Origin of the sequence: Aurantimonas marina, from assembly GCF_017183135.1 — a bacterium.
Taxonomy (GTDB): Bacteria; Pseudomonadota; Alphaproteobacteria; order Rhizobiales; family Rhizobiaceae; genus Aurantimonas; species Aurantimonas marina.
In genome coordinates this window covers 92,557-113,830 of record NZ_JADDXW010000009.1, presented here as the reverse complement: position 1 = coordinate 113,830, position 21,274 = coordinate 92,557, and the positions used below count along the sequence as shown (strand labels likewise).

At 63.8% G+C, this 21,274-nt stretch carries 23 protein-coding genes; 12 read left to right on the top strand and 11 right to left on the bottom strand.

Annotated features, from left to right (window positions below; genetic code table 11):
• Positions 1 to 2: 2 nt before the first annotated feature.
• Both ING15_RS12010 and ING15_RS12005 read right to left on the bottom strand, forming a co-directional pair.
• On the bottom strand, positions 3 to 1,166 hold the full coding sequence (locus tag ING15_RS12010) for an AI-2E family transporter (protein ID WP_206455059.1): 1,164 nt from the start codon (positions 1,164 to 1,166) through the stop codon (positions 3 to 5).
• On the bottom strand, positions 1,163 to 1,729 hold the full coding sequence (locus ING15_RS12005) for a CDP-alcohol phosphatidyltransferase family protein (protein ID WP_206455058.1): 567 nt from the start codon (positions 1,727 to 1,729) through the stop codon (positions 1,163 to 1,165). Before ING15_RS12005 ends, ING15_RS12010 begins: the two co-directional genes overlap by 4 nt.
• A 131-nt stretch (positions 1,730 to 1,860) precedes the next feature.
• On the opposite strand from ING15_RS12005, the gene purM reads away from it, so the two are divergent.
• Together purM and purN are read left to right on the top strand one after the other, a co-directional pair.
• Positions 1,861 to 2,928: a phosphoribosylformylglycinamidine cyclo-ligase gene (gene purM / locus ING15_RS12000; RefSeq protein ID WP_206455057.1), complete on the top strand. Its 1,068-nt coding sequence runs from the start codon at positions 1,861 to 1,863 to the stop codon at positions 2,926 to 2,928.
• A complete protein-coding gene (gene purN / locus ING15_RS11995; protein ID WP_206455056.1) occupies positions 2,925 to 3,617 on the top strand; it encodes a phosphoribosylglycinamide formyltransferase in 693 nt (230 codons plus the stop codon). The genes purM and purN overlap by 4 nt, the downstream gene beginning before the upstream one ends.
• A 272-nt stretch (positions 3,618 to 3,889) precedes the next feature.
• Here purN and ING15_RS19335 read toward each other — a convergent pair whose 3' ends face one another.
• Complete coding sequence (locus tag ING15_RS19335) at positions 3,890 to 4,150, bottom strand: hypothetical protein (protein WP_210348870.1); 261 nt, start codon at positions 4,148 to 4,150, stop codon at positions 3,890 to 3,892.
• Here ING15_RS19335 and ING15_RS11990 point away from each other — a divergent pair.
• Both ING15_RS11990 and ING15_RS11985 read left to right on the top strand, forming a co-directional pair.
• Positions 4,043 to 4,633: an outer membrane protein gene (locus ING15_RS11990; protein ID WP_210348877.1), complete on the top strand. Its 591-nt coding sequence runs from the start codon at positions 4,043 to 4,045 to the stop codon at positions 4,631 to 4,633. The two genes, ING15_RS19335 and ING15_RS11990, sit on opposite strands and share 108 nt — an antisense overlap.
• A gap of 326 nt (positions 4,634 to 4,959) precedes the next feature.
• Positions 4,960 to 5,397, top strand: coding sequence for a PACE efflux transporter (locus ING15_RS11985; protein ID WP_206455055.1), 438 nt, complete (start codon positions 4,960 to 4,962; stop codon positions 5,395 to 5,397).
• A gap of 199 nt (positions 5,398 to 5,596) precedes the next feature.
• Here the strand turns inward: ING15_RS11985 and ING15_RS11980 are convergent, their stop codons facing one another.
• Both ING15_RS11980 and ING15_RS11975 read right to left on the bottom strand, forming a co-directional pair.
• Positions 5,597 to 7,714, bottom strand: a complete 2,118-nt coding sequence (locus tag ING15_RS11980) for a molybdopterin oxidoreductase family protein (protein WP_206455054.1) — start codon at positions 7,712 to 7,714, stop codon at positions 5,597 to 5,599.
• A 160-nt stretch (positions 7,715 to 7,874) separates the two neighbouring features.
• Positions 7,875 to 8,987, bottom strand: coding sequence for an alkene reductase (locus ING15_RS11975; RefSeq protein WP_206455053.1), 1,113 nt, complete (start codon positions 8,985 to 8,987; stop codon positions 7,875 to 7,877).
• Between the two features lie 201 nt (positions 8,988 to 9,188).
• Between ING15_RS11975 and ING15_RS11970 the strand changes: the two genes are divergently transcribed.
• The 3 genes from ING15_RS11970 to ING15_RS11960 all read left to right on the top strand — a co-directional run bounded on the left by ING15_RS11970 (position 9,189) and on the right by ING15_RS11960 (position 11,247).
• Positions 9,189 to 10,031, top strand: coding sequence for a 23S rRNA (adenine(2030)-N(6))-methyltransferase RlmJ (locus ING15_RS11970; protein WP_206455052.1), 843 nt, complete (start codon positions 9,189 to 9,191; stop codon positions 10,029 to 10,031).
• Positions 10,032 to 10,147: 116 nt separating this feature from the next.
• Positions 10,148 to 10,633, top strand: coding sequence for a hypothetical protein (locus ING15_RS11965; RefSeq protein ID WP_232845720.1), 486 nt, complete (start codon positions 10,148 to 10,150; stop codon positions 10,631 to 10,633).
• A gap of 14 nt (positions 10,634 to 10,647) precedes the next feature.
• Positions 10,648 to 11,247 carry a glutathione S-transferase family protein gene (locus tag ING15_RS11960; protein ID WP_206455050.1) on the top strand — a complete coding sequence of 200 codons (600 nt, stop codon included), beginning with the start codon at positions 10,648 to 10,650 and terminating at the stop codon, positions 11,245 to 11,247.
• 38 nt (positions 11,248 to 11,285) lie between these two features.
• Here ING15_RS11960 and ING15_RS11955 read toward each other — a convergent pair whose 3' ends face one another.
• The gene (locus tag ING15_RS11955) at positions 11,286 to 11,954 is read right to left on the bottom strand and encodes an outer membrane protein (RefSeq protein ID WP_206455049.1); all 669 of its coding nucleotides are present in this window, start codon (positions 11,952 to 11,954) and stop codon (positions 11,286 to 11,288) included.
• A gap of 385 nt (positions 11,955 to 12,339) precedes the next feature.
• On the opposite strand from ING15_RS11955, the gene uvrC reads away from it, so the two are divergent.
• The 4 genes from uvrC to ING15_RS11935 all read left to right on the top strand — a co-directional run bounded on the left by uvrC (position 12,340) and on the right by ING15_RS11935 (position 15,892).
• Positions 12,340 to 14,379, top strand: a complete 2,040-nt coding sequence (uvrC, locus tag ING15_RS11950; protein WP_206455048.1) for an excinuclease ABC subunit UvrC — start codon at positions 12,340 to 12,342, stop codon at positions 14,377 to 14,379.
• Between the two features lie 92 nt (positions 14,380 to 14,471).
• Entirely contained in the window at positions 14,472 to 15,053 is a 582-nt protein-coding gene (gene pgsA, locus ING15_RS11945) for a CDP-diacylglycerol--glycerol-3-phosphate 3-phosphatidyltransferase (protein ID WP_206455047.1), read from the top strand.
• 72 nt (positions 15,054 to 15,125) lie between these two features.
• On the top strand, positions 15,126 to 15,377 hold the full coding sequence (gene moaD / locus ING15_RS11940) for a molybdopterin converting factor subunit 1 (RefSeq protein WP_206455046.1): 252 nt from the start codon (positions 15,126 to 15,128) through the stop codon (positions 15,375 to 15,377).
• A gap of 2 nt (positions 15,378 to 15,379) precedes the next feature.
• A complete protein-coding gene (locus tag ING15_RS11935; protein ID WP_206455045.1) occupies positions 15,380 to 15,892 on the top strand; it encodes a molybdenum cofactor biosynthesis protein MoaE in 513 nt (170 codons plus the stop codon).
• Between the two features lie 116 nt (positions 15,893 to 16,008).
• On the opposite strand, the gene ndk is transcribed toward ING15_RS11935, so the two are convergent.
• The 3 genes from ndk to ING15_RS11920 form a co-directional block, all read right to left on the bottom strand.
• A complete protein-coding gene (ndk, locus tag ING15_RS11930; protein WP_206455044.1) occupies positions 16,009 to 16,431 on the bottom strand; it encodes a nucleoside-diphosphate kinase in 423 nt (140 codons plus the stop codon).
• Positions 16,432 to 16,603: 172 nt separating this feature from the next.
• The gene (gene vapC / locus ING15_RS11925; protein ID WP_206455043.1) at positions 16,604 to 16,996 is read right to left on the bottom strand and encodes a type II toxin-antitoxin system VapC family toxin; all 393 of its coding nucleotides are present in this window, start codon (positions 16,994 to 16,996) and stop codon (positions 16,604 to 16,606) included.
• The gene (locus tag ING15_RS11920; protein WP_206455042.1) at positions 16,993 to 17,190 is read right to left on the bottom strand and encodes a type II toxin-antitoxin system VapB family antitoxin; all 198 of its coding nucleotides are present in this window, start codon (positions 17,188 to 17,190) and stop codon (positions 16,993 to 16,995) included. The genes vapC and ING15_RS11920 overlap by 4 nt, the downstream gene beginning before the upstream one ends.
• A gap of 106 nt (positions 17,191 to 17,296) precedes the next feature.
• Between ING15_RS11920 and ING15_RS11915 the strand changes: the two genes are divergently transcribed.
• The gene (locus ING15_RS11915) at positions 17,297 to 19,204 is read left to right on the top strand and encodes an ABC-F family ATP-binding cassette domain-containing protein (RefSeq protein ID WP_206455041.1); all 1,908 of its coding nucleotides are present in this window, start codon (positions 17,297 to 17,299) and stop codon (positions 19,202 to 19,204) included.
• A gap of 51 nt (positions 19,205 to 19,255) precedes the next feature.
• Here ING15_RS11915 and ING15_RS11910 read toward each other — a convergent pair whose 3' ends face one another.
• Together ING15_RS11910 and ING15_RS11905 are read right to left on the bottom strand one after the other, a co-directional pair.
• A complete protein-coding gene (locus tag ING15_RS11910) occupies positions 19,256 to 19,708 on the bottom strand; it encodes a DNA polymerase III subunit chi (RefSeq protein ID WP_206455040.1) in 453 nt (150 codons plus the stop codon).
• Positions 19,709 to 19,723: 15 nt separating this feature from the next.
• A complete protein-coding gene (locus tag ING15_RS11905; protein ID WP_206455039.1) occupies positions 19,724 to 21,229 on the bottom strand; it encodes a leucyl aminopeptidase in 1,506 nt (501 codons plus the stop codon).
• Positions 21,230 to 21,274: the final 45 nt, after the last annotated feature.

The window sequence follows — 21,274 nt, the reverse complement described above, 5'->3', positions numbered from 1 at the left end:
CCCTATTCGCCAGCGCCCGGACGGGGCGCGCCTGTCGGCGTCGGCGCCGGAAGATCTTCAGCGGTAATGCGTCTGACATGCTCCGCGGAGGCAGGCCGGCCAAAATACATCTCGCTCTGCAGATATCGCGAGATCGCGAAGCGGACCAGCACGGCGATCGCCGCAGCCGCGGGAACTGCGATCAAAAGTCCGACGAAACCGAACAGCGCACCGAAGGCAAACAGCGCGAACATCAGCCAGACAGGATGCAGGCCGACCGACGCCCCAACCAGCTTCGGCTGCAGGATATTGCCCTCGAAGAACTGCCCCGTAAAAAAGATCGCCGCCACCGCGACGATCCAGATCCAGTCCGGCCAGAACTGCACCAGCGCCACGCCGACGGCGAGCACCAGGCCGATAGTCGAGCCGATATAGGGAATGAACGAGATCAGCCCGGCGAAAAGGCCGATGAGCAACCCGAAATTGAGCCCGGTCAGCGTCAGTCCGACGGCGTAGAAGGTTCCCAAAATCAGGCAGACGCTGCCCTGGCCGCGAACGAATCCGGCGACAGAACGGTCGATCTCGCGCGCCAGATGCCGAACGGTCGTGATGTGCTGGCGCGGTACCCAGGAATCGACCTTAGCGATCATCCGATCCCAGTCGAGCAGGAGATAGAAGGCGACGACCGGCGTCACTACGAACAAGGCCACGAAATTGACTACGGCCAGTGACGAGAGCCAGACGGAGCCGAGGAAGGAGGTGATGAACCCCGTTCCCTCACTTACGATATTGGCAAAATCCTGCTTCAGTGTGGTTTCGTCCCCGGAGAACAGGAACGCCAGCGGCCCGGTTCGCGCGGCGGCAGCCAAGCCCTGCAGACGATCGAGATAGTCGGGCACGCGCGCTGCAAAGCTTGCGGTCTGGCTGCCGATCACCGGCACGAGGATCAGCACCGCAGCAATGAAGATGGCCGCAAAAAGGATGAGAATGACAACCGTCGCCGCCACCCGCGAAAAGCCGCGGCGTTCGAACCAGTCGGCGACCGGATCGAGGAAATAGGCGATCACCATACCGAGCACGAAGGGCAGGAGGATGTCGGAAAAGAGCCATAGCAACAGCACCAGCAAAAAGGCGGCGATGCTCCAGAACAAGACCTGCCGGCGGATCAGCGCACTTCGGTCGCTCATGTCGGGTCGCCTTCCTCGCGCTTCGGATGACCGTCGGAGGCCATGTGCCGAAGCCATTCGATGAGATAGGCGGTGGCAGAGAGCCCGGTCAAGACCGTGGTGATCACCACGAGGACGATGATGAATTTCCCCAGAGACAAGCCGAAAGCCGGCTCGGCGAGCGCCACTCCCGCCAGCATGATTTGCGCCAACGTCGTCAGTTTGGAAACCAGCAGGGGACGGACCGTTACCGGCTGCCCCATGACGTAGGACAGAAGCACGGCGGCGATGATGAGAAGGTCGCGGCTGACCACCGCGACCGCCAACCAGGCCGGCAGGTGGTCGAGCAGGCTGAGGCCGACGAAAACCGAAATCAGCAAAGCCTTGTCGGCGAGCGGATCGAGGTAAAGGCCGAGGGTGGACTGCTGATTGAAATGGCGGGCGATCACCCCGTCGACGGCGTCGGAAGCACCGGCCAGGATGAAGATCAGAAAGGCAAGTTGCCAATCGCCGTCGATCAATGCCCACACGAGGATCGGGACGCCGAGAAGCCGGGCGATCGAGATGAAATTCGGGACGGTCATGCGGCCGCGCAAGTCATTGAACAAATCCGCTCGCTCGCCCACCGACACATCGTGACAATTCCTCGCGCCATGGCATCGGGTCTTGCTCACGGGCTGCTATCATGTCAACTCGGCGGAAACGGGCGGGGACCATGACCGACACGAGCAACTCTCTGACGTACCGGGACGCGGGCGTCGATATCGACGCCGGCAACGATCTCGTGCAGCGGATCAAGCCGCATGTGCGCTCGACCCGGCGCCGCGGCGCCGACGGCGAAATCGGCGGCTTCGGCGGCCTCTTCGACCTCAAGGCGGCGGGCTACGACGACCCATTGCTGGTCGCGGCGAATGACGGCGTCGGCACGAAGCTCAGAATCGCCATCGAGACCGGCCTGCACGAGACGATCGGCGTCGATCTGGTGGCCATGTGCGTCAACGATCTCGTGGTCCAGGGCGCCGAGCCGCTGTTTTTCCTCGATTATTATGCCACAGGGCAGCTCGACCCATCCGAGGGCGAGGCCATCGTCAAGGGCATCGCGAACGGCTGCCGCCAGGCCGGTTGCGCTCTGATCGGCGGGGAAACCGCCGAGATGCCGGGCCTTTATGCCGAGAAGGACTACGATCTGGCGGGCTTTGCCGTCGGCGCGGTCGAGCGCGGCCGCCTGCTTCCGGCCGGTACGATCGAAGCCGGGGACATGATCCTCGGGCTCGCTTCCTCCGGGGTTCACTCGAATGGCTATTCGCTGGTTCGCCGCATCGTCGAGCGGTCCGGCGCGCGCTATGATGACCCGGCTCCCTTCGACGCCGAGCGAACGCTGGGCGAAGCCCTGATCGAGCCGACCCGCATCTATGTCAAAGCGCTGCTTGCGGCCTTCGCCGAGACGAACGGCATCAAGGCCCTGGCGCATATCACCGGCGGGGGCTTTGTCGAAAACATTCCGCGGGTCCTGCCGGATACGCTGAGGGCCGACATCGACCTGTTCGCGGTTCCGGTGCCGCCGGTGTTCGGCTGGCTCGCCAAGGAAGGCGGCATCGCGGAATTGGAAATGCTGCGCACCTTCAATTGCGGCGTCGGCATGATCGTCGTCGTCTCCGAAGCCGACGCGGCGACGGTCGGCGCGATCCTGCAGAAAGCCGGCGAAACCGTCGTTCCCCTCGGCCGCATCCTGCCGCGCAAGGACGCGGCGGTGACCTTCAACGGCGCGTTGCCGCTACCATGAACGCGGTCCGCCGGCAGAGGATCGCGATCCTCATCTCCGGTCGCGGCACCAATATGAGCGCCTTGGCCGCCGCTTGCATGGACCCGACCTATCCCGGCCAGATCGTCGGCGTCATCGCCAACCACGCCGACGCGCCGGGCCTGGAGACGGCGGAGCGCTCGGGCATCACGGCCATCGCCGTCGAACAGAGCGCCTTCGCCGATCGCGCCAAGCATGAGGCGGCGGTCCTCAAGGCCTTGGACGACCTCAAGCCGGACGTCGTCTGCCTTGCCGGCTACATGCGGATTTTGTCGGAAGGTTTCGTGCGGCGCTACAGCGGACGTCTGGTCAACATCCACCCGTCGCTGCTGCCGCTGTTTCCCGGCCTCGACACCCACACGCGAGCGCTGGCGACGGGCATGCGGGTGCATGGCTGCACCGTCCACTTCGTCACCGATCGCATGGACGAAGGTCCGATCATCGCCCAGGCGGCGATCGCGATCGAGCCGGACGACACCGCCGAGACGCTGGGCGCGCGGCTGTTACGGGCCGAGCACCGGCTTTATCCCCATGCGCTGAAGCTGGTGCTCGACGGCACCGTGCGCATGTCGAATGGCCGCGCGATCACCAAGGGCTCGCGAAAATCGGCGGAGGACAACACGGCCAACCCGCCGCATATTCTCGTGTCGCCGGAGGCGCGAAGTGGTTGAGGTCGCATTGGCCGGTCGATTGCAGATTTTGCGATCGCGACCTCCAGACCTCTATCTGGAGCGCAATAAGCGAACCAACAATTGGGATCGCGCGGCTCCACCATTCTGCCGAACGTGACTTCGAAAGCCCGGCACATTAACAAAATAGTAACCATAAAGTATGCTTACTATCATGGAAGCAGAGCCTTAAACCTCCCTTTGTTGAAAACGCGGGCACCGCGAAGGACAATCGAACCATGCGCCGTCTTACTACCCTCACATTCGCCAGTTTCCTATTCGGCACCGCCGCGGCCGAAGCGGCCGACGTCATGGTCGACGCTCCGACGGCGCCACCGCCGGAGGTCGTTGCGACCGCGAACGACTGGTCCGGCCTCTAGATCGGCGGGCAAGCCGGCGGCATCTTTACCGACGGCACCAACAATCTCCTGCTCGACAACAATGTCGACGGACTCTTCAACCAGCCGAGCGATGGCATCGACCGCTTCACCAACAGCTCCGACAACGGCTTCGGCGGGGGCGTCCATATCGGCCATGACGTCCAGTACGGGACGTTCGTGCTCGGCGGCGTCGCCGACATCTCTTATGCCGACTTTAGCGAGACCCGCGGCGTCACCACGACCCTGGGGAACACGACCTCCGTGACCCGCGAAATCGACCTCCTCGCGACGGCGCGGGTCCGCGCCGGCCTGGCATTCGATTCGACCCTCATCTACGGGACAGGCGGCCTTGCCTATGCGAACGTCAAGCAGAGCTATACACCAGCGGTCGTTGCCGGGCTAACGCCGGTCAGCTCGCCGGATGAGGATGAATTTGGCTACACAGTCGGTGGAGGCGCCGAATTCCTCGCTACTCCGAACATAAGTGTCGGCGCCGAGTATTTGTACACGAACCTCGGCAGCGATGACTCTCACGCGGAACTCGTGGACGCCAGCGGTGTCGTGCGGTCGACCGGCCGCCTCGACGATGACATCGACTTTCATACCGTCTGGGCAAAAATCTCGTACCGGTTTCGCTGACCGATCTCCAGGCACCCGCCAGGCAATGAGCACCAGCTTCATCGCTCCGCGCTGAGGCTGGTGCTCGACGGCCGCGTGCGCATGTCGAACGGCCGGGCGGCGATCGCCAAGGCTCGCGGAAATCGGTCGACGATGACACGGCCGACGCGCCGCATATTCTGGTGTCTTCGCACGCCCGGCAAACGGCTGAGGTCGTCTTTTTCAACCTGTCGCCGCACGCGCAAGCTTTGCAATTCGCCGCCACAGGTCCATATGAGCCGAGAAGGACGACCTTTCTCCCAGATGACTTTGCCGGGACGACCCGGTTCCGGAAACTGAGGGTCGCCATGCGCTCAACCGCCGACCGTATCCGCCATGCGATCAGCTTCGAGATCATCGGGCTGGCGCTGGCCACGCCAATCGGCGCGTGGCTGTTTAATATACCCTTCGCCGATATCGGCGTTGTCACCGTCATCGGCGCAACGACCGCGACAATCTGGAACTATCTCTACAACCTCGGTTTTGATCATCTGATGCAGCGGCTGCGCTCGAGCACACGCAAGACGCTGCTCATCCGTGTCATCCATGCGATTCTGTTCGAGGTCTGTCTGCTGGCCTTCCTTCTGCCGGTCATCGCGCTGTATCTGCAGATCAGCGTCGTCGAGGCGTTCTTGATGGATGTCAGTTTCGCCGCCTTCTACGCGTTCTACGCTCTCGCCTTCAACTGGGCCTATGACCGCGTCTTCCCGCTGCGGGAATGGCGCGAAGCGCCCGCCGGGGGCTGAGCCAGCGACGGCGGTATACGGCTGACGGATCGCGTTGCAGGACCGTCCGTTCATGCGGAAATAGCAAGACCGCGAAAGGTTGAGACCCGTGCTGCAAGTTGTGGGTCATTCCGAACGCTTTATCGAGCCTTGATTCCCTGGTCCGCCACGTATCAGCAAAAACCATTGGGCGCACAAAAACGGTCGTGTCGCGGCATGGTCATCGTCTCGGCGCCGTACCCAGCCACACCCGATTGTCGTGGAACGCCGCGCCGCCGAAGGGCGCCACCGGATCGGCGCCGGTGAGGGTGTTGATCCCCTCCCCGTCGAGGAAATCGGTATTCGCCCAAATCCCCTCATGAACGAGAACGCCCGGCTTCACCGTCTCGCTGACGCCCAACGTCAGCCGGACCTCGCCCCTCACATTGCCGATCGTCACGATATCGCCCGGGACCAACCCCTCACGCGCCGCGTCTTCGGGATGGATCATGACTTCGGGCGCCCCTTCCCGCGAGCGCGAGCCCGTGGTCTCGGCGAAGGTGGAATTCAGGAACTGCCGCGCCGGTGACGTCGCGAGCCGGTAAGGATGCGACGCGTCGGCCGCCTCGATCAGCTCGGCATGATCCGGAAACATCGGCAGACCCGCGACCGGCCCCTGCGGCCCGAGGCTGTCCGGCGGCCGGTTCGGCGCATGGCCGCCGGTCCAGTCCGGCTTGAACCGAAACTTGCCGTCCGGCCAGGCGAAACCGTTCAGGAAATGCGCCTCCGCGAAGGGCGGCTGGCAGTCGATCCAGCGATCGCGCTTCAGCCCGTCGTAACCCTCCGCGTGGCCGGCTGCCTTCACCATGTTGTCGATGAGGTCGCGCTCGGTCAGACCGAAACCCGGCCGGTCGGCGACGCCGAGGCGCCTGCCCAGTTCCTCGAAGACGAAATGGTTGGCCCGCACCGTCTCCGGCGGCTCGACGAGCTTCGGACCCAGGACGATGTGGTTCTGACCGCCGCCGCGATAGATGTCGTCATGCTCCAGGAACATCGTCGCCGGCAGCACCAGATCGGCGAGCTTCGCCGTATCGGTCATGAACTGCTCATGGACGCAGGTGAACAGGTCGTCCCGGGCAAGGCCCCGCCGCACCAGCCGCTGGTCAGGGCAGACATTGGCCGGGTTGGTGTTCTGGATCAGCATCGCGGTGACAGGCGGCCCGCCGCACAGCGCCTCGGCATCGCCGGTCAGCGCCGCCCCGATTCGGCACTGGTCGATAAAGCGGATCGACGGGTCGCGATAGGCGGTGCCCATGATCTCGCTCTTGTCGAGGCCGAAGATGTCGGAGTTGGAGTGGAAGGCGCCGCCGCCCTCATATTGCCAATGGCCGTAGACCGCCGGGATCGACATCGCCGCATGCATCGCCACGGCGCCGTTGCGCTGGCGAGTAAAGCCGTAGCCGAGGCGGAAATAGCTGCGCTGCGTGTGGCCGATCAGCGCCGCGAAGGCCTCGATCTCCTCGACGCCGAGCCCCGTGATCGCCGCCGCCCATTGCGGCGTGCGGGTCGCGAGATGGGCTTCGAGTCCGGCCGGATCGTCGGTGTAGCGGGCGAGATAATCCCGGTCCGCCGTTTCGTCGCGAAAGGCGATGTGCATCAGCGCGCAGGCGAGCGCGCCATCGGTACCGGGCCTGAGCTTCAGCGCCAAATCGGCCTGCTTCATGGTCGCGTTGTCGTAGATGTCGATGACGACGATCCTAGCGCCGCGCTCCTTGCGGGCTTTCGCCGCGTGGGTCATGACATTGACCTGCGTCGCCACGGCGTTGGTGCCCCAGATCACCACGCAGTCGGACTTGGCCATCTCGCGCGGGTCGGCGCCCCGCATCGCGCCGGCGCCGACGAACCAGCCGGTCCAGGCCATGTTGGTGCAGATCGTGTCGAACTGGCCGGAATAGCGCTTGGCGTGGCGCAGGCGGTGGATGCCGTCGCGCTGCACCAGGCCCATCGTCCCGGCATATTGATAGGGCCAGACCGCCTCCGATCCGTGCTTGGCTTCGGCCTTGAGGAATTCCTCCGCCACCAGGTCGAGTGCATCGTCCCAGCCGATCTCGCGCCAACCGCCCTCGCCTTTCGCGCCGACACGCTGCAGCGGCTTCAACAGCCGGTCCTCGTGATGGATGCGCTCGGCATAGCGGGCAACCTTGGCGCAGATCACCCCGGCCGTGTAGTCGTTCGCCGCCGCGCCGCGCACGCGGCCGATCGTGCGGCCGTCGACCAGCTCGACGTCGAGGGCGCAGGTGGACGGGCAGTCATGCGGGCAGGCTGAGTGCCCGATGGCGACGGGGAGCGGCTTGTTCATCCCCGATCCATACCGCAGCCGGCCGCGCCGCCAAAATTCATATTGGCGATCGGAGCCATTCGTGGCGCAGTGGAAGCCCACGGGGCATTGGTCGCCGCGCAAGAAAAAGGGCCGGAACTTGCGTTCCGACCCTCGCCCTGGCTCAGTCGCCGCCGCCCGATCAGGCGGCCTTGGCGTAGCGGGCCCGCTCTTCCTCGCTCATCGCGGGATAGTCGAGATAGCCTTCCTTCCCGCCGCCATAGAACGTCGCCTCGTCCCATTCGGCCAGCGGCGCATCGATTTCGAGCCGCGCCACCAGATCCGGATTGGAGATGAACGGCCGGCCGAAGCAGATGAGATCGGCCTCATCGGCCTCGACGCGCTCGATCGCGAGCTCGCGATCGTAGCGGTTGTTGCCCATATAGAGGCCGTCGAAATGATCCTTCAGGGTCCACGCCTTGAAGGCGTGCGGATCGCGCTCGGTGCGCGTCGCTCCCTCGATGACATGGAGATAGACGAGCTTGCGCTTCGACAATTCCTCGACATAGCGCGTGAACAATGGCTCGGGATCGCTGTCGCGAAGATCGTTCGCCGGGCTTACCGGCGAGATGCGGATGCCGACCCGGTCGGCACCCCAGACCTTGACCACCGCGTCGACGACTTCCAGCGGGAAACGCATACGGTTTTCGATCGAGCCGCCGTAATCGTCGGTCCGCTGGTTGGCGCCGTCGCGCAGGAACTGGTCGAGAAGATAGCCATTGGCCGAGTGGATCTCGACGCCATCGAAGCCGGCCGCCTTGGCGTTTTCCGCCGCCTTCGCATAGTCGGCGACGATGCGCGGCAATTCGTCCCGCTCAAGCGCCCGAGGGGTCTCTGCGTCCTTGAGGCCATTGGCGGTAAAGGCCTGCATCTGCGGTTTTATCGCCGATGGGGCGACGGGCAGCGCGCCGCCGGGCTGCAAATCGGGGTGGGACACCCGACCGACATGCCAGAGCTGCAGGAACATCTTGCCGCCCTCTGCATGGACGGCATCCGTCACCTTCTTCCAAGCCGCGACCTGCTCGTCGGAAAAAATGCCGGGCGTCCAGGCATAGCCGCGACCTTCGGGCGAAATGTTGGTCGCCTCGGCAATGATCAGCCCCGCGCTCGCCCGTTGACGGTAATATTCGACGTGCAGGTCGTTCGGCACGCCCGCCTCGTTGGCGCGGCTGCGGGTCAGCGGCGCCATGACGACGCGGTTGGCGAGCTTGATAGGGCCGAGATCGACGGGCTGAAACAGTTTCGACTGAACCATTGCGGTGTCCTTTCGTGAATGCCAAGACGGACGGAGGCCGCCCTCATTTCGCTGTCGAAGATGGGGTATTGCCGCAATGCGGTAAGGGGCATGAACGCAGCGTTCGCCACGAAAGCTCCTGTTCAGGCGCTGGCGTACCACCGGAACGCTAACGGGGGAGCAGCAATGCGCCCCGCGGCGGGACCAAGGAACGAGAGCAGGATGAACTACCGCCATGCCTATCACGCGGGCAATTTCGCGGATGTCGTGAAGCATGTGCTGATGAGCCGGCTGATCGAATATCTGAAGCGCAAGGACAAGCCGTTTCGCGTCTTCGACACCCATGCCGGACGCGGGCTCTATGCGCTGTCGGCGAAGGAGGCCGTGCGAACCGGGGAACATGCCGAGGGAGTCGGCCGCCTCAGCGCTGCTGCCGAATTGGCGACGAACCCTCTCTTTGCGCCTTATTTCAATGCGTTACAGCCGGACATGGAACAGGATCGTTATCCTGGCTCGCCACTGATCGCGCGACGCCTCTTGCGCCCGCAGGATCGTCTGTCCGCCTACGAGCTTCATCCCGAGGAGGCGACGGTGCTGAAAGCGGTGTTCGCCGGCGACATCCAGACCAAGGCGATCGAGCTCGACGGCTGGCTAGCCCTTGGCTCGCATGTGCCGCCAAAGGAAAAGCGTGGTCTCGTGCTGATCGACCCGCCTTTCGAAAAGCCGAGTGAAGTGGAGGATATCGTCCTGGCGCTTGGCAGGGCGCTGCGCCGCTGGCCCGGCGGGATCTACGCGATCTGGTATCCGCTGAAACGCCGGGAGACGGTGAATGCGCTGCATGAAGGGCTTCGCGCGCTCGGTATCGCCGACATGGTGGTGGCTGAATTCTTCCGCGAGCCTTATTCGGCGGACCAGCGCTTCGTCGGCACCGGAATGGCGGTGATCAACCCGCCCTTCGTGTTCGCCGAGGAAGCCGAGGCCGTCCTCAAAGCGCTGCTGCCGGTGCTGAGGCGCGACCCCGGGGCAACATATGAGGTTTTTGCGCCTCCTCCCGCCAAGGCCTGACGGCGCCGAGATCGTTTTCATGCTAATTGTCGATCGGATCAGTCCTATCGCAGCGAGTCCCCATCATGCGCCGTCTCCTTACCGCTCTTTTCTCCGCGTCCCTCGCCAGCTTGGCGATGACCGGCCCGACGATCGCCGCCGACATGCAACGCTTGCAGGCGCCCGCCGTCGCGAGCGCCAATGTGCCGGCCTGCGACGACGCTGAGGTGCTGGCGCAGGTCGAAGACCAGTTCGAATACGGTGCCCCCCGCATGCTCAAAACCAAGCTCGAAATTTTGGAATTCAGCGGCATGATCGAGACCGGCTACTTTCCGCAAAGGCTGGACGAGCCACTGCCCAGCAGTCCGATCGAGCGCCGATACTGCCAGGCGACGGCGTTGATTTCCGACGGCAAGCAGCGGACCGTCTACTACGTCATCGAGCACCCGATGGGCTTTGCCGCGGCAGGCAGCCATCTTGGCAGGTTCTCGCCGGTCAAATCGTGGCGGGCCGAGGGCTGCGTGCTGGGACTTGACGAGTGGCATATCTATGGCGCCGATTGCCAGTCGCTTCGCCGGTTCCCGGCGGCGGGACGCACCAGTCCCGGCTATGTCACGAAATAAGGTCGATCCATCACATGCGTCTGTATTACTCCTCCGCCTCGCCCTTCGCGGCCAAGGCCCGCATGGCCGCGCGTCATTGCGGGATCGAGATCGAAAGCATCGCGGTCGACACGTCGGCCGAGCCGGTGGAACTCACCTCCGCCAACCCGCTCGGCAAAATCCCCGTTCTGGTCCTCGACGACGGCACCTCGGTCTATGACAGCCGCGTCATCTGCGACCTGTTCGACCGGATGAGCGGTAACCAGCTGGTTCCGCAGGAGCTCGACGCCTGGCGATCGGTCAAGACCTTCGAGGCCGCCGCCGACGGGGTCGGCGATGCGCTGATTCTCACAGTCTACGAAGTGCGTTACCGGCCGGAGGAAAAGCGCCATCAGGCTTGGGTCGACAAGCAGAAGCGCAAGGCCGATCGTGGCCTGGCGTTCCTCGAAGACCATATCGATGAGTTCTCCAACGAACCGACGACCGCCCATTTCGCGCTGGCAGGCCTGCTCGGCTGGATGGCATTCCGCTTTGCTGGAAAGATCGAGAGCGAGCGGCCGAAGCTCGCGCAATGGCTCAAACAGTTCCCCGAAAGCTTCCCTGCTTACGAGGAACTGCAGCCTCGCGCGGCGTAAGAGTCACACGCCAAGGTCGCCCGACGGTCCGGCCGGCTTCAGAATTTCAGCGCGATGCCGGCGCGGATCGAATGTTCATCGAAGCCCGACGAGACGCTGGTATTGCCAAGGTCGTAGGTCTCGCTGCTGAAGTCGGAATAGCGATATTCCAGCCGCGACGTCACATTGTCGGAAATCTTGGCCTCGACGCCGGCTCCGAGCGTATAACCGACGCTGGTCTGGCTGTCGGACGCGCCATTCAACGACAATTCGTTGCGGGATGCGGCGACGCCGCCGGTCGCGAACACGAGAAACGGGTCGACCGCGACGCCGGCTCTGGCCCGCAGCGATCCGAAAATATTGGTTTCCGCGTCGATTGGCGCACCGACGGCACCGTTGACGCCGCGACCGTCCACATTAGAGCCGCCGATGTCGGCCTCGATACCGTAGACGATGCGGTCGGTCTGCAGATTGTAGCCGGTGTAGACACCCCCGACGAAGCCGTCACCGTCGAATTCGGCACCGCCGGATTGATCGAAATTGGAGGTGTTGTAGCCGACGAAGGCACCCGCATAGGGACCGGACCACACGTGAATCGGAACGGATGGCGCAAGCGGGGTCGTCATGGGTGACTGCGGGCTGTCAAAAACGGCATCTGCCGCATGGGCCGACGTCGCCAACAGCGCGGCGGCCAAGCTGATCACCAAATGTCGAAGCGGCGTCACCATAGGGCTTCTCCCACTTTCAACCGACCAGATTCTGCTCTCGTGGAGCCGATCAGGTCCGGAACGCTCTTGTCGAAATGACATCACATTCATCGTCAGTAGATGGGGTGCGTTGTGTCAGGCAAACAGGACCTGTCTCGAGCCATCGTGTGGCAGTCGATGAATTTTTTGTCGTCGTTGCCGATTTGCCACTTGAGCGTCACTGACCTGCTAACGGCGCATTCCGGCAGGCGGGTTGTCCACTGAAAGCCCCGTGAATTTCCGATTTCTCGCAATCATATAAGAAACCAGATGATAGAAACGGACGGGCATGAGCCGATCGCGTCCGCAACGCATTTTCCAGAGAGTCCGGCCGAGCGCTGAGCTGCGCGGGCCGGCCCAGGATGACATGACTGCCGAAACCGAAGACTTCGACGACGAGCTGGTCCCCGAGACGGGGAACGCCACGAGCGCTACGGCGACCGCGATCGGCGCCTCGCTGACCGCGGCGATCGACTGGGACGATGCCGGGAAATTCGTCGCCGGCGATCTTGTCGGGGCCGAGTTGATCGCGGCACTGGCGAAGCGCCTGCCCAACCAGTCCGGCGTCTACCGCATGTTCGGCAAGGATGGCGAGGTTCTCTACGTCGGCAAGGCACGCTCCTTGAAGAAGCGCGTGACGAGCTACACGCGGATGGGCGGTCACACCCAGCGCATCGCCCGCATGATCCGCGAAACGCGGCAGATGGAATTCGTCACGACGCGCACCGAGACCGAGGCGCTGCTGCTTGAAGCCAATCTGATCAAACGCCTGAGACCGCGCTTCAACGTCCTGATGCGGGACGACAAGTCGTTCCCCTACATCCTCGTCAGCGAGGATCACGAGGCGCCGGCCATCATGAAACATCGCGGCGGGCGCTCGCGAAAAGGCAGCTATTTCGGCCCCTTCGCCTCAGCCGGCGCGGTGGGCCGCACGATCAACTCGCTGCAACGGGCGTTCCTGCTCAGAACCTGCACCGATTCGGTCTATGAAAGCCGGACGCGCCCTTGCCTGCTCTATCAGATCAAACGCTGCTCGGCGCCCTGCACCGGCGAGATCGGGATCAACGATTATCAGGGCCTCGTGAACGAGGCGAAGGCGTTCCTCTCCGGCCGCTCGAACCAGATCAAGAGCGGCATGGCCGCCGCGATGCAGGAAGCCTCGGAAGGTCTCGATTTTGAGCGCGCCGCCGTCTACCGTGACCGTCTCGCCGCGCTCTCGCACGTCCAGAGCCATCAGGGCATCAATCCCGCCGGCATCGAGGAGGCGGACGTCTTCGCCATCCATCAGGAGGGCGGGCTTACCTCGATCCAGGTGTTCTTTTTCCGCACCGGACAGAACTGGGGCAATCGGGCCTATTTTCCGAAGGCCGATCCCTCGCTGGAGTCAGCCGAGGTGCTGGGAGCCTTCCTGGCCCAATTTTACGACGACAAACCGGCGCCCCGGTTGATCCTGATGCCGATCCATGTCGAGGACGAAGCGCTGCTGGCCGAAGCCCTCAGCGTCAGGGCCGAACGGCGCGTCGACGTCGCTGTGCCCTCGCGCGGTCTGAAGAAGGATCTGGTCGACCATGCCGCCGCCAACGCCCGTGAGGCGCTCGGGCGTCGGCTCGCGGAGACCTCGTCCCAGGCGCGGCTGCTCAAAGGGTTGCAGGAGACCTTTTCCCTGCCCCACCCGCCTCGGCGAATCGAGGTTTATGACAATTCCCACATTATGGGCACGAACGCGGTCGGCGCGATGATCGTCGCCGGGCCGGAGGGGTTCGCCAAGAATCAGTACCGCAAGTTCAACATCAAGGGCGTGGACATCACGCCGGGCGACGATCTCGGCATGATGAAGGAGGTCATGACGCGGCGGTTTTCGCGGCTGCTGAAGGAACACGCAGAAGGCCCCCAAGCGCCTGACCCCGATGACGAGGATGATGACGACGCGCTGTCTGACGCTGTGATGCCGGCATGGCCCGACCTCGTTCTAATCGACGGCGGCAAGGGTCAGATTTCCGCGGTGCGCGCGATCCTCGCCGAACTGGGCATCGCCGACAAGGTCACCACGATCGGCGTCGCCAAGGGCGTCGATCGTGACGCCGGGCGCGAACGATTCGTCACCGAAGGCCGCGAGCCGTTCTCGCTGCCGCCGCGCGATCCGGTGCTGTATTTCCTGCAACGGCTACGCGACGAGGCGCACCGTTTCGCGATCGGCTCGCACCGGGCGCGGCGCAAGAAGGATCTGGTCAAGAATCCACTCGACGAGATCGCTGGTATCGGACCGAGCCGCAAACGTGCGCTGCTTCACCATTTCGGCACTGCAAAGGCCGTTTCACGGGCGGGTTTGAACGATTTGCGGGGGGTCGAAGGTGTCTCGGCCACGATGGCGAAATCGATTTACGACCATTTCCACGAGCGGGGGTGAAGCGATCGTCACGTTTCGTTGCAATGATGACGGTTGACGCGAAGCCGGCGGGCAGGCTTGTACTGTCGCGCACAGCCGAAGCGGACGATCTCATGGCATCTCAGGCCCTCAGCCTTCCCAACATCCTCACCTATGCGCGCATTGCGTGCGTTCCACTGGTCGTCCTGTGCTTCTTTCTGGAAGGACGGCTGAGCAGCCCCGACTACGCGCGATGGTGGGCGCTGGCCATCTTCGTCGCGGCCAGCATCACCGATTTCTTTGACGGCTATCTGGCGCGCGCCTGGCAGCAGACATCGACGATCGGTCGGATGCTCGACCCGATCGCCGACAAGCTTCTGGTCGCTGCGGCTCTGCTGTTGCTGGCGGCAGACGGCACGATCGCGGGTTGGAGCCTGTGGGCAGCGATCGTGATCTTATGCCGCGAGATTCTGGTCTCCGGACTCAGGGAATATCTGGCCGAGCTCAAAGTGTCCGTCCCGGTCACCCGCCTCGCCAAATGGAAAACGACGATGCAGATGATCGCCATCGGCTTCCTGCTCGCCGGCCCCGCGGCCGACAAGATCGTCAGCTTCACCACGGAAACCGGGATCGGGCTGTTGTGGATTTCGGCGATCATCACGCTCTATACGGGCTATGATTATTTCCGTGCCGGGCTTCGGCACATCGACGTTTGATCGCCACGCCTCTGGATCGCGGCGGCGCGAAAGCCCATCTGTCCTTCTGAACGATTGACGAGGTCCACGGCCATGAAACTCGCTTATTTCGCATGGGTCCGCGAGCGGATCGGCGTCGCCGAAGAAGAGGTGGAACTGCCGGCCGGCATCACCACCGTCGAGGATTTGCTGCGTTGGCTGAAGGGCCGTGGCGAGACCTATGACATGGCGCTGCAAGCGCCCGAGATCATCCGCGTCGCGATCGACCATGAGCATGTAGATCACTCCGAGCCGATCGCCGGCGCCAGGGAGATTGCACTGTTTCCGCCGATGACGGGCGGCTGACCATGGCCGCGAACACCAATCGATCGGCCGCCACCGATCCCTCCGACATATCGCCGGTGGTGCGAATTCAGGCCGATCGTATCGACATCGCCTCCGAGATCGCGGCCATGGCCGGGGGCGAGGCGATGGGCGCGATCGGCGGCCTCGTCAGCTTTTCCGGCTATTGCCGCGACGAAGGCGGGCGTCTCCGCGCCCTCGAGCTCGAACACTATCCGGGCATGGCGGAGCGCGAGATCGAGCGGATCGCTTGCGAGACGATCTCGCGCTGGCCTCTCCTCTCCTGCCGTGCCATCCATCGCTTCGGGATGATCGTGCCCGGCGAGGAGATCGTCTTTGTCGCCTGTGCCTCGGAGCACCGCCAGGCGGCCTTCGAGGCGGCCTCCTACCTGATGGACTTCCTCAAGACGCAGGCACCTTTCTGGAAGCGGGAGCATCTGAAGGACGGGACGGCGGGCGGCTGGGTCGAGGCGAAGGACACCGACGACAGCGCCGCCGATCGCTGGCACCGGCTCTGAGACAACGATCGATTGCCGCGTTCAACCGGTCGCGCGATCGCCGCCGAATACAAAAAAGGGAGGCACATGGCCTCCCTCCAAAACCCTTATCGAGGGCCGCATTCAGACTGCCGGCCTCAGCCGACGATCTCGATCTCGGAGAACCAATAGGCGATTTCCTGCTGCGCGGTCTCCGGCGCATCCGAGCCGTGCACGGAGTTCTCGCCGATCGACTGGGCGTGCGCCTTGCGGATGGTGCCCTCGGCGGCGTCGGCCGGGTTGGTCGCGCCCATGATTTCGCGATTGCGCGCGATGGCGTTCTCGCCCTGCAGAACCTGGACGATCGTCGGGCCGGACGACATCGACTCGACGAGCTCACCAAAGAACGGCCGCTCCTTGTGGACCGCGTAGAAGCCCTCGGCTTCGCGGCGGCTCATCCAGACCCGCTTGGACGCGACGACCGTCAGACCGGCCTCCTCCAGCATCTTGGTGATGGCGCCCGTGAGGTTGCGACGGGTGGCATCGGGTTTGATCATCGAGAACGTGCGTTCGACCGCCATGGCGTGGTCCTTTTTTCGGAATGGTTCGGGAAAAATGTGGGCGACCTATACCCGCCGACCCGCGCACGGGCAAGGCATGGACTGATGCCCCGCGCACTCATAGACGCCTCGATCGACCGCCGTGGTTAAGCGGACGCCGTGACCTCCCTGCCGCATCGCGGCAGGTCCGACCTCACCTGTAGGCACGCAAGCCGAGCAGTCCTTCCATCGCCGCAAGATCGCGATCGTTGTGGATAATGGCGGCGTCGTTCTCGACGCACCAGGTGGCGATGATCACGTCGATGGTGCCGCGGACGGTGATCCCCCGCGAACGGAGCAATCGATAATTCGCCGCAGCCGCCTCAGCAATCGCAAAGCCGCAGAGGTTTTCCCGCCGATACTGGGACAACGCCCCGATCATCCGACGGCGGCCGCTTTCTTGACGAACCCCTTGGAGCAGTTCGACCAGAATGAGGTCTCCGACCACCACATCTTCGAGGCGCGCCGCACGCGCGACATCCTTTGTCCATGGCGACCGGATGCCTTGAAAGAAGTCGATCCAAGCCGAGGTGTCGACAAGGATCACTTGTCGCGCCGCATCTCGTCCAAATCGCCTTCCCAGGTCACCTTGCCACGCAGAGCCATCAGATCGTCATAAGCCTTGCGACGCTTGACGAGAAACGCCAGCCCCGCCTCGACGGTTTCGCGTTTGGTTCTCAGGCCGGTGGCGTCCATCGCGGCCTTCATCAGCTCATCGTCGATCTCGATGTTGGTGCGCATGATCAACCTCCGATGTGTAAAGCCGACATCAATCTACACATGGCATCACTGATCTACAACTGACGCCCCCCTTTCGCACTGCCGCATACCGTGGCAAAAGCCGCCCATGCTTCAGATAACCGACCTTTCCGCGCGCGTCGCCGGGCGCCTTCTCATCGATCACGCCAGCCTGACGCTGCCGGCCGGTACCAAGGCTGGGCTGGTTGGACGCAACGGCGCCGGCAAATCGACCTTGTTTCGCATCATCACCGGCGATCTCGCGGCCGAGACCGGCTCCGCCTCCTATCCGAAAAACATGCGCCTCGGCCAGGTGGCTCAGGAGGCCCCCGGCACGGAAGAGTCGCTGATCGAGATCGTCCTGAAGGCCGATACGGAACGCCTCGCCCTCCTCGACGAAGCCGAGACCGCAAGCGACCCGCACCGCATTGCCGACATCCATTTGCGCCTCGCCGACATCGACGCCCACTCGGCCGAAGCCCGCGCCTCGGCGATCCTGTCCGGCCTCGGCTTCGATATGGCCGCGCAGGCCCGTCCTGCCTCGTCCTTTTCCGGCGGCTGGCGCATGCGGGTCGCGCTCGCGGCGGTGCTGTTCTCGCGGCCGGATGTGCTGCTGCTCGATGAGCCGACCAACTATCTCGACCTCGAGGGCACCTTATGGCTGGAGAATTTCGTCGCCCGCTACCCCTATACGGTGATCGTGATCAGTCATGATCGCGACGTCCTCAACAACGCGGTCAATTCGATCATCCATCTCGACCAGAAGAAGCTGGTCTTCTATCGCGGCGACTACGACCAGTTCGAGCGCCAGCGCGCCGAGAAGCTGGAACTCCTGCAGAAGGCGATCGTCAAGCAGACCGCCGAGCGCAATCACATGCAAGCCTTCGTCGAACGCTTCCGGGCCAAGGCCTCGAAGGCGCGGCAGGCGCAGTCGCGTCTCAAGGCACTCGAGCGGATGCAGCCGCTGCAGGGGATTGTCGAGGAGCACGTCACGCCATTCATCTTCGACGCCCCCGAAAAGGCGGCAGCATCGCCGATCATCCGTATGGAAGGCGTTTCCGTGGGCTACCAGCCGGGGCGCCCGATTCTTTCGAAGCTCGACCTGCGGATCGACACCGACGATCGCATCGCCCTCTTAGGCCAGAACGGCAACGGCAAGTCGACCTTCGCCAAGCTGCTGGCTGAACGGCTGCACGAGCAATCCGGCACGGTCACCCGCGCCCCGGGGCTCAAGATCGCGTTCTTCGCCCAGCACCAGATCGACGATCTGCGCCCGGCCGAAAGCGCCGTCCAGCACGTCCGTCGCCTGATGCCGGACGCGCCGGAGGCGAAGGTGCGGGCCAAGGTTGCCCGGATGGGCCTGCCGACCCAGAAAATGGATACGGCCGCCGAGAAGCTGTCGGGCGGCGAAAAGGCGCGGCTGTTGATGGGGCTGGCGACGATCGACGCGCCCAACCTGCTGATTCTCGACGAACCAACCAACCATCTCGACATCGAGGCGCGTGAGAGTCTGATGCGCGCCCTCAACGATTATCCGGGCGCGGTCATCCTGATCAGCCATGACCGTCACATGGTCGAGGCGACGATGGATCGGCTGTGGATCGTCGCCGAAGGCACGGTATCGCGATACGACGGTGATCTGGAGGACTACAAGAAGCTGGTTCTGTCCGGAGGCACCAAGGGCAGCGGGGTGCAGGATCCGGGCGACAATCCGCAGGCGCCAGAACCCGCCCCGTTGTCCAAGATCGACCAACGCCGTATCGCCGCCGAGAAGCGCGAATCCCTCAAGCCGCTCAAGCAGAAGATCAGCCAGCTGGAAATTCAGATCTCGCGGCTACAGAAGACCATCGAGGGCCTTGACGAGTCGCTCGGCGACCCGGCGCTCTACACGCGCGATCCGGCGCGCGCGAGCGCCCTCAACAAACAGCGGTCGGATGCCGCGAAGACGCTGGCCTCCTGCGAGGAAAACTGGCTGGCGCTCACCGAAGAGCACGATTCGGCGATGGCCGCGGAGTAGGCGCGGCGCCTACCAGCAGCGGACGGGCGGGTCTTTCGCACACGGTGGACGCTAAGCCTTCTTGACCCATCTGCCGCCGTCGGTCTGCTGCCAATAGGTGACGTCGTGGCCGGCGGCTTTCTCGACGGTCCAGCGCTCCCTCGCCCGAGCAATCTGGTCCTCGTCATGGCCGTCGAACAAATAGACCGCCCGGACATAACGATCGAGCGCGGCGGGTATCGCGCCCTCGACCAGGAACCGCACATGCGGATCGTTGACCTCCTGGCCCGCATCGACCGTCAGCAGGATCGGCTGCAGTGTGCCGGAGCCGTCGGCATCGCTGCCGTGCGGCAGAAAGCTCTCATCCCGGTAGACCCACAGATGATGGTCGAGAGCGTCCCGACGCTCCTCGCTGGCGAACTGAACGACGACGCGCCAACCTTTGGCGAGGCTTCGCTCGAGAAGGCCCGGCAGGGCATCCTCGAGTCGACTTTCCGTCAGGTGGTAGAACAGGACCTCGGTCATGAAGCCCGGCCCGTCCTATTGTGACTGATAGTGATCGGCGACGAGCTGGTTGAGCAGCCGCACGCCATAACCCGACGCCCAGGATTGGTTGTATTCATTGGACGGCGAGCCCATCGCGGTGCCGGCGATGTCGAGATGTGCCCAGGGAACGTCGTTGACGAAACGCTGCAGGAATTGCGCCGCGGTGACCGATCCCGCGGCACGCCCGCCACCGATATTCTTGATGTCGGCGAACTTGCCTTCGATCAGCTTGTCATATTCGGGGGCGAGCGGCAGCCGCCAGACCTTCTCGCCGGACTTCTTCCCGGCAGCCGTCAGGCGCTCGGCGAGTTCGTCGTTGTTGGAGAAGAGTCCGGCATGATGATTGCCGAGTGCCACGATGATCGCCCCGGTCAGGGTCGCGAGGTCGATCATGAATTTGGGCTTGAACCGGTCCTGACAGTACCAAAGCGCGTCAGCGAGGACCAAGCGGCCCTCGGCGTCAGTGTTGAGGACCTCGATCGTCGTACCGGACATCGCCTTGACGATGTCGCCGGGGCGCTGGGCATTGCCATCGACCGCATTTTCGACCAGCCCGACGATGCCGATGGCGTTGACCTTGGCCTTGCGTCCCGCCAGCGCCCGCATCAATCCCGTCACAGCGGCGGCACCACCCATGTCGCCTTTCATGTCTTCCATTGAAGCGGACGGCTTGATCGAGATGCCACCTGTGTCGAAGACAACGCCTTTGCCGACGAAGGCGATCGGCGCCTCGCCGGCTGCGCCACCGTTCCAGCGCATGATCGCGAGCCGTGGCGGGCGGGGCGAGCCCTGCGCAACGCCGAGAAGCGCATCCATCTTCAGATCGCGCATTTCCTTTTCGGTCAGGATCTCGACCTCGAGCCCATGCTCGCCTAGCGCGGCGATGCGATCGGCGAACTCGACCGGACCGAGAGCATTGGCCGGCTCGTTGACGAGATCACGGGCGAGCATCGTACCCGCGGCAACTGCTTCCGCGATCTGGTAGGCGGCGCGCGCCGCATCCGGATCCTCGACAGCGACCGCGATCCGCGTCGCCACGTCCGAATCTTCCGGCTCCTCGTCCTTCTTCGGCTTCTTGGTCTTGTAGAGATCGAAATCGTAAGATCGCAATGTTGCGCCGACCGCCAGGGTCGAGGCTTCCTCCGCGCTGACGGACTCCCCTCCGGGCCGTTCGCAGCGCACGGTAACGGTTTCGACGCCTTTGGTCTTCGCGGCGATCACCCCGCCGATCTTGAGCCAATCCTCTTCCACAAGCGCCTTGTCGGAGTGGGTGCCGACGACCAACAGACGATCGACGGCCACCTCGCCCGGAGCCAGAAGATCAAGCGTGGCCAGCGATTTGCCCTTGAATTTCGCTACCTTTGCGGCCTTTTTCACGAGTGCCTTCAGACCGGCGTCGATGCCGTCGGCCAGCATTTCGCCTTGCCCGGCCAGCACAACCACGACGCCTTTGGACGTCGCATCGCGCGAGACGAATTCGATCGTTGGAAGAGTGGCCATGAAAGCTCCTGGAAGATTGTCCCGACTGGAACGGATCGGCAGTCG